Source organism: Corynebacterium sp., from assembly GCF_030152825.1.
Classification (GTDB): domain Bacteria; phylum Actinomycetota; class Actinomycetes; order Mycobacteriales; family Mycobacteriaceae; genus Corynebacterium.
Window position 1 is genome coordinate 1 of sequence record NZ_JASLIP010000028.1, and the last position, 14,538, is coordinate 14,538.

A 14,538-nucleotide genomic window follows, 5' to 3' on the forward strand; every position below is an offset into this window, starting at 1 on the left:
GTGACCGGGGACGGCGCCACCGGATTCGCAGACGCGTCCTCGATCCCACGGCCCTTCAGCCAGGAACGGTGCAGCTCTGCCTCGCCCTCGATGCAGCCGGCCGCGGAGTTCGCCCACATCACCTGGCCCGCGGAATCCGGGGCCTTGGTGGATAGCTCCGCCAGCGCGCGCGAGTAGCGGTTCAGATAGAGGGCATCCTGGGCGAGGTAGAAGTTGAAATCATCCTCCGCCAGCCGCCCGGAAGCCAGGCCACGAATGAACGGCAGCTCCATGATCTCCTGCCACACCTGGCCCGTCAGGTCCCACAGGCGGCGGGTGTGCGGGCCCGCGGGTGCCAGGTGCGGGGTCGGGGCGGCGGCGTAGCCCTGACCTTCCGGCAGCTCGCCGCGCAGGTGCGGCCAGATCTCGCTGCTGGCGGCCTGCTCCAGCCGGCGGGTACGGTGGCTGTGGTCGACCGGGCCGAAGCCGGTGCCGTCGCCGACCTGTAGCTTCTCGCCGTTCTCGATCGCCTCGTGCAGCCAGCGGGTGGACCAGCGCACCGCGGTCCCGGCGTCCTCGCCGAGCCCCATGCGGGTGGCCAGCGCCGAGGAGAGGCTGCAGCCAGTGCCGTGGGTATTACGCGTATCGATGCGGTAGGTCGACACGCGCTCGACCCGCCCGTCCGGGTGCACGACGGCGTTGTCCGCCCGCTCCCCGCTCAAGTGGCCGCCCTTGACGATGACGATGGTGTCGTTCTCCCGCGCGAGCGGCTGCGCCTGGGCGACGGCGGCGTCGTAGTCGGTCGCGGCGTCATTCCCAGTCAGGACGGCGAGCTCGGGGACGTTCGGGGTGATGACGTCCACGTCCGCGACCAGGCCGCGCACCGCGTCCTCCGCGTCCTCCTCCAGCAGGCGGTGCCCCGAGCTGGAGACCATGACCGGGTCGAGGACAACGACGGGCGCGGGGTTGTCGCGCAGCGCCTCGCGGACGAGGGCGACGGTCGCGGCGTCGCCGAGCATGCCGATCTTGATGGCGTCGACGGTGACGTCCCCGAAGACGGAGTCGAACTGCTTGCGGACGAAGCCGTGGTCGATCTCCTCGATGGCCTGCACGCCCTGGGTGTTCTGGGAGACGAGGGCGGTGATGACGGACATGCCGTAGCCGCCGGCCGCCGCAATGGACTTCAGGTCCGCGGTCTGGCCCGCACCACCTGAGGGGTCGGTGCCCGCGATGGAGAGCACGCGCGGGATCGCGGGGGTTGGGTTGGTTTCGGGCAGATTCGAGTTGTGCATTGTGCAAGCATCCCTTCGCTAGTACGAACTAGATCAGGTTCTTAGGGTGTGTTCTCAGCGGCCTCGTGGCTGGTGGTGAGTATCTGCCACCTGCTCATTTGCGCGGATTGCGCGCGGTCGGGCCGCACCCCTTGCGTTATTTTTGACCTGTGGCTCCACAGCCTAGCAACTGCCAGGCAGCGGTTGGGCTACGGCCAAGCCGGATTGCTCCTCCACCCCGGGCTGGCTCCCGCCTCCGCCCGCAACCGTGCCCCATCGCCACCGCAACGACAACCGCAACCGCTCCCCCCCCAGAAACGCCGAAACCCCGCTCGGCCGAAAGCCGATGCGGGGGTTTGGGGCAATAAAACCGGTGAAGGTTTAGCGCTTGGAGTACTGCGGGGCACGACGTGCACCGTGCAGACCTGCCTTCTTACGCTCGACAGCACGAGCGTCGCGGGTCAGGAAGCCAGCCTTCTTCAGCTGGGTGCGCTCCTCCGGGTTGTACTTGTTCAGGGCGCGGGCGATAGCCAGACGCATCGCACCAGCCTGGCCGGACGGGCCACCGCCGGTCAGGGTTGCCTGGATGTCGAACTGGTTCTCGCGCTCCAGCAGGACCAGCGGGTCCTTGATGAGCTGCTCGTGGAGCTTGTTCGGGAAGTAGTCCTCCAGTGCGCGGCCGTTGCAGGTGATCTGGCCGGAGCCCTCAACCATGCGGACGCGGACGATGGCGCGCTTACGGCGACCAACGGTCTGGATCGGCCCCTCGTACAGCGGAGCAGCCGGTGCGACCTCTTCGGCCTCCTGGCCCTCAACGTTGAGGGAGTCACCGATGGATGCCACGAACTCCTCGTTGGCAGCGTCGGTGGAGGTGTACTGTGCGGCCTCGTTCTCGAAGGCCTCGGTGTTGTCGAAGTTCTCAGCCATTACTGTGCCACCTGCTTGATCTCGTAGGTCTCTGGCTTCTGAGCAGCGTACGGGTGCTCGGAGCCGGCGAAGACGCGAAGCTTCTTAACGGAAGCGTTGGACAGCTTGTTCTGCGGCATCATGCCACGAACAGCCTCTTCGATGACGCGCTCTGGGTTCAGCTCCAGGGAACGGCCCAGGGTCATGGACTTCAGGCCACCTGGGTAGCCAGAGTGGCGGTAGCGCATCTCGCGGTCACGCTTGTTGGAGGAGATGTGAACCTTGTCGGCGTTGATGATGATGACGTTGTCGCCGCAGTCAACGTTCGGTGCGAAGGTCGGCTTGCCCTTGCCGCGCAGCAGGTCAGCTGCGGTGACGGCCAGGCGACCCAGCACCACGTCAGTGGCGTCGATGACGTACCACTTACGGGTAATGTCACCGCTCTTCGGGTGGAAAGTAGTCACGTTGGACTCCTGTAGGTCGAATCGGAACTGCCAGCCAGAGCTGCGCTCGAGCGGGGAAGGCACTGCTCAGGGGCAGTTTCTTCCGCTGCTCAAGGATCCTCGGCGGCCGGTGGAGACCCGAGGACACGTTATGCAACCTTTAACACCCTAGCTATCCGCAGCTCATCCGCCAAATTTTAGGACGTCGCTACGCCCGCCTCCTGGCTCGCCGGCGGAGCGCTTCATGACCACGCACGGTGCGATTCGTGGGGACACTGGGCACGGCGACGTCTTCCTCTTGAACGACCCTTGCCCGGGAAACGGTGGCGTCCTACCCCTTGCCCACGCGCTCTTCACTGCACCCCACGCACGGCAACACCCCGCGGGGAGTTCCCCACGGGGTGTTGCGTTCGACCGTTCAGGCTCTCAAGCTATTCGGTCCGTTCAGGTGATTGGACCTCTAGTCCGCTACGCCCAGCTGCGGGCCGCCGAGGTGTTGATCTGGCTCATGCGATCGTTGGCCTGGCGAACCGTGACGCTGATCTGGCCGAGCACCTCGTTGAGCTCAGCGGCCGCGCGATCCCAGCGCAGCTGCGCCTGCTGGTAGGCCTCCGAGGACTCGCCTTCCCAGTCCGCGACGAGCGGCTGCAGCTGCTGTTTGAGGTCCTCCAGATTGCCGTTGATCCGCCCCCGGGTCTGGTTAATATCGTCGGCTGTCTGCGCGATCATGCCAAAGTTGTACTTGATCATTGTGTTTCAATCCCCCCTGGATTTTCTGTGTGCCGCGCGGCCCCTGTTGTGGCGGCCGCATCAAGCGCTGGTTTAGCGGAATGCCTGCATGTTCTCGAGCTCGGTGTCGTCGAAGGAGCGCGCGTTGGCCCGGATGTTCTCAGAGATGCTGTTCAGCGCTTCGCTGAGCTCCCGGGCGCTGGTGTTCCAGCGCTCCATCAGGTTCTGGAATGCTCCCTGCGCCTGGCCGCGCCACACGCCGGAGGTCTCCGCGACGATGCCCTGCAGTCGGGACAGCTCCCCCTGGATGCTTGCGTTGACCTGGTCAACGTTGCTGGCCGCCCCGGTCATCGTTGCGACATCTGTCCTAAAACTCATGTTCCCTCCCCATGTTTTCGCGAACCGGTTATCGGTCCGTCAGAAGTATTAGACAACTAACGGGCCCAGAAGGTTCCCGGTTTCCCAAAATTCCTTCAAACTCAGCGCTTCCCCGTGCCCCCCTCCGCGTTTTGCAGAGTTTGATGTCGCTTTTGGCCCGATTTCCGACATCAAACTCTGCAAAACACAAAGGTGGGGTGCGAAACGTGCCGGGTGGGGTGGAAAACTTACGGATGGCGCGCGAAACACAGCGGGTGCGGGCCGAACGCAAGGGGTGGCGCAACGTATACGGGGGTTGAATGCACAGCGCGGGCACAGGGAGCGCTCGACCGACACGGGGCGGGATGGCCCGCAACTCCCCGTACCTGTCGCTGGTCTTTTCAGGACGTCCGGCTAAACTGCAGTTCATGACGCCTTCCCCACCCCTGGATGCGCCACCGGCAGCCCCCGCCACACCCCTGCGAACGGGCATCGCCGAGTTCCTCGTAGACCGCCCTTCCGGCGCGGACGAGGACGTCCACATGTGCACCGCGATCGTGGACCACGTGATCCGTGCTTATTCCGCCCCTGGCGACCTGGTTTTTGACCCCTTCGCGGGTTTCGGGACCACGCTTGCCCGTGCCGTGCGACTCGGCCGGCGGGCCGGGGGCATCGAGCTGCTGCCGGAACGGGTCGCTCAGATTCGCGTGGCGGCACCGGGGGCGAGCGTGGTCGCTGGGGACGCGCGCCGGATCCTGCCGATGTTGGCGTCGTCGTCGGAAAGAACGGACGAAGACGAGCCGCAACCTGCGGTGGACCTGGTGCTCACGTCCCCGCCATACATGGCCGCGACGGAGGACGAGGCCGATCCGCTGGAGGCTTATGAGTGCGGCGGCGGGGACTATCGGCGTTACCTCACGGAGCTGGGCGGGGTGGCGGCCGAGTGCGCGCGGCTAGTGGTCCCCGGTGGGCACGTGGTGTGGAATGTGGGCGATATTCAGCCTGCCGGAGTGCTGACCCCGCTGATCGCAGACTGCGCCGGGTTGCTGGCCGAGCACCTGGAGCAGGTCGCCGTGGTGGAGATCGAGTGGGATGAATATCCGCACGACATCGTCCGCGACGCGCTGCTCGTCTTCCGGCGCAGGGCGTAGCTGGGCGCCGGGGGGCTGGCTGGAGGGACGGAGCTGGGATCACCGGGCGGGCTGGGCTGCGTGGCCGAACCCGTGTTGGTGGTCCCCCAGCTTCTAGCGCCCACGCTGTCGAGGTCGGTCTACTGGGCCGACGAAAAGCGGAAGAACTGGTCCGTGCTCGGCACCCGGAGACCGGCTTCGGCCGCGGTGAGCTGGCGAAGTTCCGGCGGGCTGAGCTCGTCGAGTGCACGGATGTAGTCCGGGACGATGGCCCGGGGAAGGCGCAGCCCCATCGTCAGGTGCGGGATCCAGCGCGGGCCGCGCCCCTCCGGGTTGGCGGTGCTGATCGCGCGCGCCGCGGTTTCGAGCTCGTCGCTGGCTTCCAGCAGCCACGCGACGGTCTGCTTGCGCCGGGTGCCGAACACGACCGTGCCCATCCGCTGAAGGGTGGCGGGCATGAGGGGCGCGAGGAGTTCTTCGGCCAGGTCCACGACGGGCTGTTCCATGCGCGGGGCGAAGGTGATGGTGATGTGCGGGGTTTGGTGCTGGGTGGGAAAGCCCCGCTGTTCGAGCGCGGCGAAGATCTCCCGGACCTGCGCTTCTTGTTCTTCCGCGAGGTGCAGCAGGATGTTTTCCGGGGACGTCACCGCGTTCACCTCCGCTCTTCCCAGCCGTTCCTGTGGCGCTGTAACTGCGCACCACTTCTGCCTGCACCCTACCGAAGCCACTGCGCGCCCCGAAGCGGCCCGCGCGTGGCGTCGGCCCGGCGCCGACTCGGCTATGGCATCGTTCCGGCGTGGCGAATTGGTCGAGGCGGATTGGGCGCGAGCACCTCACCCCGGCATGGCGCCGGCACCACAGCACCTACTTCTCCGGCCGGGCCGAGTCCACCACCTGCTCACACACCCGGGAACGCACCGGGTTGGGCTCCCGGTATTGGCAGCCGATAGACACCTGGTGGCCATCCACGAGCCGGACGTACCAGAGCGTTTCGGAGTCCGGGTACTTCTCCCGGTAGCTGACCGGGGATTCGCTGGCGACCTTCGTGCCCGGCGCGTCCCGCAGTGCCTTGAGCACGGCTATATCCAATTCCGCCTGACTCTTCAGCGGAGCGGGTTTTGCGGCCAGCAGCACGCGCATGCCGGCGTCCTTCTCAGACTGGTAGGTCTCCCGCTGCGGGGTGGCTTCGGCGAGGTTCCACCCCTTCGGCCAGTCCGCCGTCACGGGGACGTCAGCACGGTCGGCGGCGCGGTGGTCTGCATCTTTGCCGTTGATCTTCGGTTCCTGCATGCCCGGCCTGTTCGGCGGCGGGGTGAATGGTGGCGGGGTCTCTGGCTGGCGGTTGCGATCCGCGTCCTCCTTCCCGGGGCCTTCCCCGTCTCCGCTCTCCCCAGCACCGGGCCCGACCTGCCCGGCAGCACCGTCACCATCCTCGGCGTTCGCAACTGCCTGGGTGTCTTCCCCGGCACCACCTGCAGCGTCGAGCGCGAGCCCGGCTGCCATTGCTCCGGCAACGATGATGATCGCGACAAAGGCCGCAGCCACCGGGCTGGCTCCCAGCGGGAGCTTCCGCGGCGCCACAGCACCCGCTCCCCCACTGTTCACCGCAGACCGTGCTGGCTCGGCCTTGTCCCGTGAGCCCGAAAGATCCCCCGATAGAACCCGGTTGGGTCTCGTCCGGGCCTCCTCCACAGAAGGCACACCCGGCGCGGAAGCACCCTGCCCAGCACCTGCCGTATGCGTGAGGTTCCCGGCATCCACTCCACCTCGGGCGCTGCCCCTGGCCCCGGCACCAGCACTCACCGGCCCCTCCGGGCTCAGGGCCAGCAGCTCCTGTTGTGCGACCGCGAGGCTGCTGGCTAGCGTCATCGCGTACTGGGTGTCTACCACCCGCGCTCGGAACCCAGCGGCGCGCAGGTAGGTGGCGATCGGGGCAGCCTGCCCACCAGTGACCAGCACGTCCGGCTCGGATTCGCCTACTCCGTAGGGAAAGTGGTCCCGCGGGATTCCGGAGTCCAAGCCCGCGGCGTGTGGGCTGTTCATCCGCTGCTGCATCACCTGGGTAACCAGTTCGGCGAGGTCATCCAGCTCCTGCAGGTCAATCCCGCTGCCGCGGAACGCAAGTGTGCTGGCCGTGTCGGGCCCGGTGATGGGAGGCATCGTGAGGCTGAACCCGGTCAGCAGGTCCGTGACCTGATCACCGTGGACCAGCAGTCCTGACTCGTAGCGGGCCACAGCCTCCGCGAGCAGCCCCATCGCGGGAATCGGGGGTTTGGTTGCGCTCGGATTCATCGCTTCTCCTCCGTCTGTTCCTTCTTGGACGCACCCGTGGCGCCGGCACTGGTTTGTTGACGCGCTTCGGCGGGTTCAGATGATGCCGATTGGTCCGTCTCTGCGACCTGGACCAGCCAGGATTCCGCGTGGACGTACACTCCGCGCCCGGGTTGGCGTCGGCACAGTTTCTGGCCCGCGATCGGCCCGTCCTCACGCGGCGCGGAGAGCAGCAACCACGCGCTGTGGTCGCGCATGGCCTGCATGAGCGGTTGGAAGGCAGAGCGGGCGAACTGCCCCGAACGCCGGGCGAGCACCAGGTGCAGGCCAATGTCCGCCGCGTAGGGCAGCAACGGCACCAGCGCGTCGAGGCCAGGGTCGTTGTCTGAATCGTCGACGATCACGAACAACTCCGGGCCGGACCACCAGGAACGGTCCCGTAGTTGCTCGACGGAGACGTCTTTCGGCACGCGGGCCTGCAGCACCTCGACCCATTCAGCGAGCCGCTGACGGAACTGCTCTGCGCCCAGGTAGCCGGGGCTGCCGAGCAGGCCGCGGCGGGTGTCGGTGGCCAACACTTTCGCGCGCCCCTCGGGCAGCTGGTCGATGCTGGCAGCCACCGTGCGCAGCGTGCTGGTCGCACCCGCCCCGGCCTGGCCGATGACGACCAGGTGCGGGAACTCCCCGCTGTCCCAGGTCACCGCATCCAGGCGCGGCCCACCCAGCGCGAAGGGCACCACCGGGGCCTGCGCGAACGCTTGCCCGTGCGTCGATGCTCCCACCGTTTCGGACCCCACACCCGGCATGCCGTCCAGCAGCTCCGCCAGCCCGATCCGGTCCGGCAGCACCCGCATCGCAACGTCCTTCTCACCCCGGGCCACGCTGACTTTGCGCACGTGCTCCACGTCCTGGGCTGCACAAAACGCCACCTGGATGTGCTTGCCGTTATGCGACACGCCCCGCCCCGGAACGTCCGGCAGGGACTTCTGCGCGTCCCGAAACTCAGCATCCAGCGCGGTCATCTTCATCTCCACGTGCCCGGTGAGCACGTCACGCAGCGAGGGGCGGAAATTCCAGCGCAGCGCGGTGACCACCACGTGCAGGCCACGCTCCAGCCCGCTGGTCGCCAGCTGGATGAGCCGCTGCTCCTCCTCCCCAATCGCGGTGAGCTGGTCCAGCCCATCCACGATCAGCACGCGCGGGCCTTCCACCAGGTCCACCTCATCCAGCAGGCGCCCCGCGTGCTCCTGGCCAACCACCGCCGCGACCTGTGGCAGCCGTGCTAGGTCTCGCAGCGAGCCACCGGGATCGAAGATATAGATCGGCACGCCCGGACTGCTCAGCCCGAGTGCGAGCACGAGCGCACGCACCGTCATCGTCTTACCCGTCCGTGGTTGGCCGACGATCGCCCAGTGCCGCCGGTTCAGGCCCATCCGGTAGGTCCGCTGCACCCCTTCGAACGGCAGGTCCTCCAGCCCGATCGCTGCCGTCAGCGGTTCCATCTTTACCGACGACGACGTCGTTGCCGCCTTGCTCGTCGCGGTAGCTGCACCGTTGTTGTTAGTTCCAGCCTCCGGTGTGCCAACACCGGCATCCGCCAGCACCTCGTGCGCCGGCAACATCGTGGGCAGCGGCGGCAGCCAGATCGGGTTCTTATTCGGCCCCTGCAGCCGGTCCACCACCAGCTGCAGGGTGGTGGTCGTGGACTCCACCTCGCTGCCGAGCTCCTGGATCAGCCGCTGGTCACGGGGCAGCTCCGGGCCGGAGACATAGGCGCTGTGGAAACGCACCGTGTCATGGGCAGAAAGGATGGCTGCGCCCGGGTTCGCGGGTAGCTCAAACGCCGCGGTGGAGCCGATCAGCGCCCGCGACTCCGCCGCCGAAAATGTCCGCAGCGCAATCCGGTAACTCAGGTGGGATTCCAGGCCCCGCAACCTGCCCTCCTCAAAGCGCTGGCTGGCCAGCAGCAGGTGCATCCGCAGGCTGCGGCCCAAACGCCCGATCGCGGCGAAGACCTCCGCGAACTCCGGCCGGTTCTGCAGCAGCTCGGAGAACTCATCCACGACGATGAACAGCGCCGGCATCTGGCCCGGGAAGGCCTCGTTGAACTCCAGGGCCGTGGACATGCCAGCCGCCCGCAGCCGCTCCTGCCTCCGGTGCATCTCACCGAGCAGCGAGTCCTGCATGCGATCCACCAGGCCTGCCTCGTCCACCAGGTTGGTGATCACCGCGGAGGTGTGCGGCAGCTTGTCCAACCCCAGGAACGCCGCGCCACCCTTGAAGTCCACCAGGATGAAGTTCAGCTCCTCCGGGCTGTGGTTATGCGCGAAGCTGACCACCACGGACTTCAGCAGCTCAGATTTACCCGAGCCCGTCGCCCCGATGCACAACCCGTGCGGGCCGATCCCGCCCAGCGCGGATTCCTTGATGTCCAGGTACACCGGCGCGCCAGAGAACCCAATCGGGGCGCGCAGGTCCCCACCCGGCAGCTCCAGCAGGCTCGTCCCCGAAGTCACTTGGGAGCGCGCCCGGCACACCATCGCCAGCTCCACGTCGCTGAGCTGGTCCGCCAGCCCGAACGGCGCCCAGCCGTCCACGGTCCACGCGCTCATCGCGAAGCCTTCCTCGGCCCCGGCGACGTACAGATACAACCCCTGGCTCTGCGCGGCATCCACCCACTCGCTGCTGGGCTCCACCACCACCGAGTTCAACGTCACCGGGTCCGCGCCCGTGCAGAAATTCACCCGCACCGACCCATCGTGGGGCAGCCACTGATCATGCGGCCCGCGCACGCCGACGTCCTCCGAGGGCTGGGCGACCAGCTGCGCCTGCATCGCGCGCGCCAACCCCGCCGCCCCCTCGCCAACGATCGCGACATACGGGAATGCACGCACGTCCACCGCCACCGGCGCCTCGATCGTCGCGGTGCGCAACGCCAGGTCACGCAAGCTCATCGCGCTCACCGGCTCTAGGTCTTCCGGTGGGGCGTTGACCGGGATCTCCAGCGGATCATCCGGCGCCTGCACCGCCACCCCGATGCGCACCACCCCGGGTGCTGCGCTCGGCAGCTCGCCAGCATGGATGTGATTCCACAGCGTGCCCGGATGCGGATGCTCCCGGTTCATACGAACCAGCTGCTCGCGCCGGGCTTTCTTGACCGAATCGGACAGCGCGTCCAGATGCCGGTGGAACCCCCTACGGACCTCGTTGACGTCCGTGCTGGACTGGAACATCATCGCCATCGAACCCAGCATCATGAGCGGAAAGATGAACGTCATGGGCGAACGCCCTGCCCCGGACATCACCATCGCCGCGACCATCCCCAGCACCGCGACCAGCATGATCGCGGGCATGAGTATGCGGACGAAGGGCTGTTTTTCCTTCGGCAAAGTTGGTGGTGATTGCGCTTTCACCGCGGTTTTCCCCCTTGTGTTGAACCCCTCAACCGGCCAATCGCGCCCCTGCCCCCGCAGGTTGCTGGCACTCCCCCTACCCCGTGTGCCCAGCGCGAATGCGCCGCACGAGGTAGCTCAATGGCCGTGTGCGCCTAAACATAGACCCCGGTGGAGACATCGCGTGGCGAAATCCCCCAATTTTCTACCCCCGTGTCCGCCCTACCCGCTATTGTTCTGTTCAGTCCCGGCTGGGGTACACGGGTCGGGGCGAAAAATTGGGGGAAAATTTGAGGGGGATTTCTTGATTGCCATCAGCATTTTTGTGCCCAGCACGGGCAAGGTGATTAACGCCGCGGTGGCGGATCACGTGCCGGTCGCTGAGCTGATTCCGCATCTCGTGGACCCGGAACCGGGCCAGTTGTGGGAGCTGCGCCGCGCGGTCGGGGTGGTCGCGCCGGAGCAGTCGCTCGCAGAGGCCGGCATCCACGCGGGCGAGGCCTTGGCTTTGCACTGTCGCAAACCCGCCGAGCCACCCGCCCCGCCGCTGGAGGCGGCGGATGAGTTATCCGGGGACGTCGGCACCAATTACGCGGCCTGGATCGTCGCTGCTGCCGTGGTGTTTCTCGCCTTCCGCGCGGCCCCGTTGTGGCATCCGTTGGATTTCCACGGTGCGTCCCATTTTGGTTTTTCCGACGCCGCCGCGGGCGGTGGGGTCGACCTCTCGGTGTTGTTGCCGTTGGTGTTTAGTGCTTTCGCTGCGGTGGCGGTGGCCGCGTTGAGCTTGTTTGATCGGCGCTTTGCGCCCGTGGCAGCGGCCCTGGGTTTTGCTGCCGGGTTGAATGTGAACGTGCTGGTTGGCTGCGTGGTCGCGGCGCTGTTGGTGTGGCGGCCAGGCCCGGTGCGGGTCGGCACGATCGCGGCTGCGGTATTGGCGGCGATCAACTTCTGGCCGCCGATCACTGCGCTGGCCGCGGTGGTGCTGCTGATCTATTCCGGCCAGGTGGCGCTGGCGATCGCAAAGGTCGTGATCCCGCGCGTTCCGGCTGCGGGTGTGTTCCGCGATCCGGTGGCCAACGAGGCCGGCCCGGTGGTGCAGGTGCACTCCGCCCTGGTGGCGGCGGCGTGCGCTTGGTTGTTCGCCTCCGTGGTTCAGCTGGTGCCGTGGGGTGGGCCCGCGCCGTCAGTGTGGACGGTGCTGCTGGTGGTCTCGCTGGTCGTGGCCGCGCTGTCTGCCCGTGGTACTCGCCCCTTCCACGCCAATGCGCTGGCCGTGATGGCGGGTTGTTCGATCGTGTGGCTGGGCCATCAGGTGCCGTGGGGCGTGCTCGCATTGGTGCTGGTCGCCCTGCCGCTGGTGCAGATCTCCTCGCCCCGGGTGGGCCGGATCGTCGACGCCCTGGAGGCCGTGGCATTCTGCGCCGCAGTGCCGCTAACCCTGCATGGGGCGGGCGTGTTTGAGCTGATCAGGGGGCTCGGATGACTCCCCCACCAGCAGCTCCCGCACGCGGGAATATCAACCTCAACTGCCAAGAGCAGTCCCGCGACCCGGATGTGCATCTGCCTGCACCGGCATACCCGCACGACCTGGCCACCGGCCACGGCAGCACCATCATCGTGGTGGACACCGGCGTGGTCCTGCCGGGGGCGACCGGGGAACGGGATTCGTGCATTCTGCACGGCACCGCGGTGGCCACGACCGCCGCGCAGGCCGCGCCCGGCGCGCACATCCACAGCCTCCGGCACGCCTCTAGGCCCGACGCGGTGGAGGGCACCGTCGCGGAGCTGGTCACGGCTCTCGAGCAGGCGCGGAAGGTCAAGGCCAACCACAAGATCGTCAACGTTTCGATGGTCACCTGCGAACCCGCCCCGGCGCTGAAGAAGGCGGTGCGCGAGCTCGTCGCCGACAACGCTCTGGTGGTCGCTCCCATCGGAAACATTGGGCAGTGCGACGCCGGGACCCCAACGTTCCCGGCCTCCCTGCCAGGGGTGCTGTCCGTCGGGGCCGTGGAGAGCGAGACCGCGATGGGCGGTGGTGCGGGATCTGCCGGAGGCCCCACGGGGACGAGCACCGCTGGAGCCGGTACAGGACACGCTGCCGCGGGCGGGGGTTCTCCGGGCGACCAGCCTGCTCCGGCCGTGCTCAACAGCGGCCGGGTGCCTGCCGCCTACGGGCTGGCCGGGGTGCCCGCGGACATCTACGCGCCGGGAGGTCCGGTGGTCGCGCAGGTCGGCGATGCCCCGCCGGTGGTGGGCTCGCCGGAGCCCTTTATCGGCACGAGTTTCGCCGCCCCCGTGGTCAGCGGGGTGGCGGCGATGGTCTGGCAGCTGCGCCCGGAGCTCACCGCGGCAGAGGTGATGGGACTGCTGCAAAATACCGCCCAGCCGGGTGGTGCCGTCGAGGGCGCGGAGGGGCTGCAGACCGCGCAGGTCGTGGATCCTTCCGCTGCCCTGAGCCTGGCTCGTGAGCAGCAACGGGACCTCGCGGCACGCACAGAGGGGCAGAACGAGCATGGCGGCGCCGTGGAGCGCGCCCAGGTAGGCCTCCCCGGTAATCCCCATGCCAAAGGCCCCGGCCACGAGGCCGGGGCCCACGACGCGGCCGCTTCCGGCGCCCTCAATGCACCCGGCGGCGCCGCAGCCGACGTTCCCGTGGCCGTCACCGCCGCGCCCGTCGCCGAGCAGGTGACGGACTACAGGGTGCCGTTGGTGCTTTCTGCGGTGTTGGCGGTCGCGTTGGTGCTCGTGCTGGTCGCACGGGCATTCGCCTCGGAGAGCACCCCGCCCTCCGGCAGCCCGGAGATCACCCGCCAGGGCACCTGAGTGTGCTCGGTGAAGCCGAGGGCCGTGAGGTCCTCGGCTTTGCCCACCGTGAAGCGGGTGCCGGTGGCGTCGACAAGGAAGAAGCCACGCTCGGTGAGCAGGGCGCTGGTGCCCGCAGGTCCCGCGTAAGCCGCCCGGGGGCCCTGCGCCGCGGCCTCATTCGCGCCATCACCCGCGCCTTCATCCTTGCCGTCAGCACCGGTCCCATCAGCAGAACCGTCACCCGCTCCATCACCGGCCCCGGCATGCTTCCCATCGCCTGCCCCGTCGCCGTCACCCGCCGGCTCCGCCAAGCCTTTCTCCCCCAGGCAGGTCTGTGCCGGGTGCGCCCAGGAGGCCTCCCGATCCGGCACGTTCGGCAGCAGGTCAATCGTCGGTTGCGCCATGACCGCGCCCAGCTCCGCGTCGAAGCTACCACCCGGCGCCAGGGCCTCCACGTACTCCCGGCGCGGGCCGGTCACCTCCGAGACCCCTCCGCGCCCGACCAGGAACGCCCGGTCGCCGGCGTGCGCCACCGTCCCCGCCCGGTGGAAGGGCTCCTGCAACCCGGAAAGCCCACGCGGGATCAAGCTATCGGCCTGCTCATCGAAGCGGTTCAGCAGCTCCGGGGCCATCGGGATCTCCACCGCCCCGAGGGCACGCGCGGCCCCACCCTCAGCGAGGCTGCGCTTCGTGCCATCAATCAGCCACACCGCCTTGCCGGAGCGCACTACGCCCCGCTGGTAACTCTCCGCCTCACCGACGGCCCTGACCTGCAGCGTATCCGGCTTCCCCGCAGCCTCCGAGGTATCGCACACCAGCCACTGGCGCACCGGCGCCGGGTTCAGCCCCGGCACGTGCCCAATACCTACCGCGGGGCCCATCGGCGCTCCCCCATTGCCCTCCTGGATCAGCGCCGCGGTGGAGTTCTTCACTTCCACCGGCTGGCGCAAGACCAGCCGCGCGCTCGCCACGTTGCTGACCGGGTGGAAACCGTCCTCCAGACGAACATGAAGGCTGCCCTGCTCGTCGGCGACGAGGGCGGCGTCGTCAATGGAAGGAGCCGGCCGCAACAGCGAGAGCATCACCGCACCACCCGCGATCAGCGCGCTGAGCAGCAGCCCGACCCCGATGCTGCGGCGTTGGGCCCGCAGCGGGTCGTGGGCCATGCGCGGGTCGCCGATGACCAGCGCGAGCTCCAGCCTCCGGAGCAGAAAACGGTAGCCCGATACTTGCAGACTTGTGGTGCGCACGATGT

General features: G+C 67.9%; 11 protein-coding genes, 1 pseudogene and 1 riboswitch. Of the genes and pseudogenes, 3 read left to right on the forward strand and 9 right to left on the reverse strand.

The annotated features are described in order from the left end of the window. The 5 genes from Q1V78_RS03045 to Q1V78_RS03065 all read right to left on the reverse strand — a co-directional run. Positions 1-1,271, reverse strand: a 1,271-nt coding sequence (locus Q1V78_RS03045; RefSeq protein ID WP_300611490.1) for a bifunctional hydroxymethylpyrimidine kinase/phosphomethylpyrimidine kinase, incomplete at its 3' end; no start/stop codon positions are given. Further along, positions 1,265-1,413, reverse strand: a riboswitch (TPP riboswitch). It overlaps the preceding gene by 7 nt. 218 nt (positions 1,414-1,631) lie before the next feature. Beyond that, positions 1,632-2,177 (reverse strand): 30S ribosomal protein S9, encoded by a 546-nt coding sequence (rpsI, locus tag Q1V78_RS03050; protein WP_300611492.1) that lies wholly within the window; start codon positions 2,175-2,177, stop codon positions 1,632-1,634. Continuing rightward, the gene (gene rplM, locus Q1V78_RS03055; protein ID WP_015381272.1) at positions 2,177-2,620 is read right to left on the reverse strand and encodes a 50S ribosomal protein L13; all 444 of its coding nucleotides are present in this window, start codon (positions 2,618-2,620) and stop codon (positions 2,177-2,179) included. The genes rpsI and rplM overlap by 1 nt, the downstream gene beginning before the upstream one ends. Before the next feature lie 447 nt (positions 2,621-3,067). Then, positions 3,068-3,349, reverse strand: a complete 282-nt coding sequence (locus Q1V78_RS03060) for a WXG100 family type VII secretion target (protein WP_012359627.1) — start codon at positions 3,347-3,349, stop codon at positions 3,068-3,070. Positions 3,350-3,421: 72 nt separating this feature from the next. Further along, positions 3,422-3,706 (reverse strand): WXG100 family type VII secretion target, encoded by a 285-nt coding sequence (locus Q1V78_RS03065; RefSeq protein ID WP_012359626.1) that lies wholly within the window; start codon positions 3,704-3,706, stop codon positions 3,422-3,424. 407 nt (positions 3,707-4,113) lie between these two features. Here Q1V78_RS03065 and Q1V78_RS03070 point away from each other — a divergent pair, with 407 nt between their 5' ends. After that, positions 4,114-4,836 carry a DNA methyltransferase gene (locus Q1V78_RS03070; RefSeq protein ID WP_300611497.1) on the forward strand — a complete coding sequence of 241 codons (723 nt, stop codon included), beginning with the start codon at positions 4,114-4,116 and terminating at the stop codon, positions 4,834-4,836. A 119-nt stretch (positions 4,837-4,955) separates the two neighbouring features. Here the strand turns inward: Q1V78_RS03070 and Q1V78_RS03075 are convergent, their stop codons facing one another. The 3 genes from Q1V78_RS03075 to Q1V78_RS03085 all read right to left on the reverse strand — a co-directional run bounded on the left by Q1V78_RS03075 (position 4,956) and on the right by Q1V78_RS03085 (position 10,499). Beyond that, a complete protein-coding gene (locus Q1V78_RS03075; protein WP_300611624.1) occupies positions 4,956-5,462 on the reverse strand; it encodes a 2'-5' RNA ligase family protein in 507 nt (168 codons plus the stop codon). A 217-nt stretch (positions 5,463-5,679) separates the two neighbouring features. Then, complete coding sequence (locus tag Q1V78_RS03080) at positions 5,680-7,107, reverse strand: type VII secretion-associated protein (RefSeq protein ID WP_300611499.1); 1,428 nt, start codon at positions 7,105-7,107, stop codon at positions 5,680-5,682. After that, positions 7,104-10,499 (reverse strand): FtsK/SpoIIIE domain-containing protein, encoded by a 3,396-nt coding sequence (locus Q1V78_RS03085; protein ID WP_300611501.1) that lies wholly within the window; start codon positions 10,497-10,499, stop codon positions 7,104-7,106. Before Q1V78_RS03085 ends, Q1V78_RS03080 begins: the two co-directional genes overlap by 4 nt. Before the next feature lie 283 nt (positions 10,500-10,782). Between Q1V78_RS03085 and Q1V78_RS03090 the strand changes: the two genes are divergently transcribed. Beyond that, on the forward strand, positions 10,783-11,961 hold the full coding sequence (locus tag Q1V78_RS03090) for an EsaB/YukD family protein (RefSeq protein ID WP_300611503.1): 1,179 nt from the start codon (positions 10,783-10,785) through the stop codon (positions 11,959-11,961). After that, positions 11,958-12,857: pseudogene (locus Q1V78_RS03095) on the forward strand (S8 family serine peptidase); the annotation flags it as partial. The gene Q1V78_RS03090 and the pseudogene Q1V78_RS03095, both read left to right, overlap by 4 nt. Positions 12,858-13,171: 314 nt before the next feature. Here the strand turns inward: Q1V78_RS03095 and eccB are convergent. Beyond that, positions 13,172-14,533 carry a type VII secretion protein EccB gene (eccB, locus tag Q1V78_RS03100; protein WP_300611505.1) on the reverse strand — a complete coding sequence of 454 codons (1,362 nt, stop codon included), beginning with the start codon at positions 14,531-14,533 and terminating at the stop codon, positions 13,172-13,174. Positions 14,534-14,538: the final 5 nt, after the last annotated feature.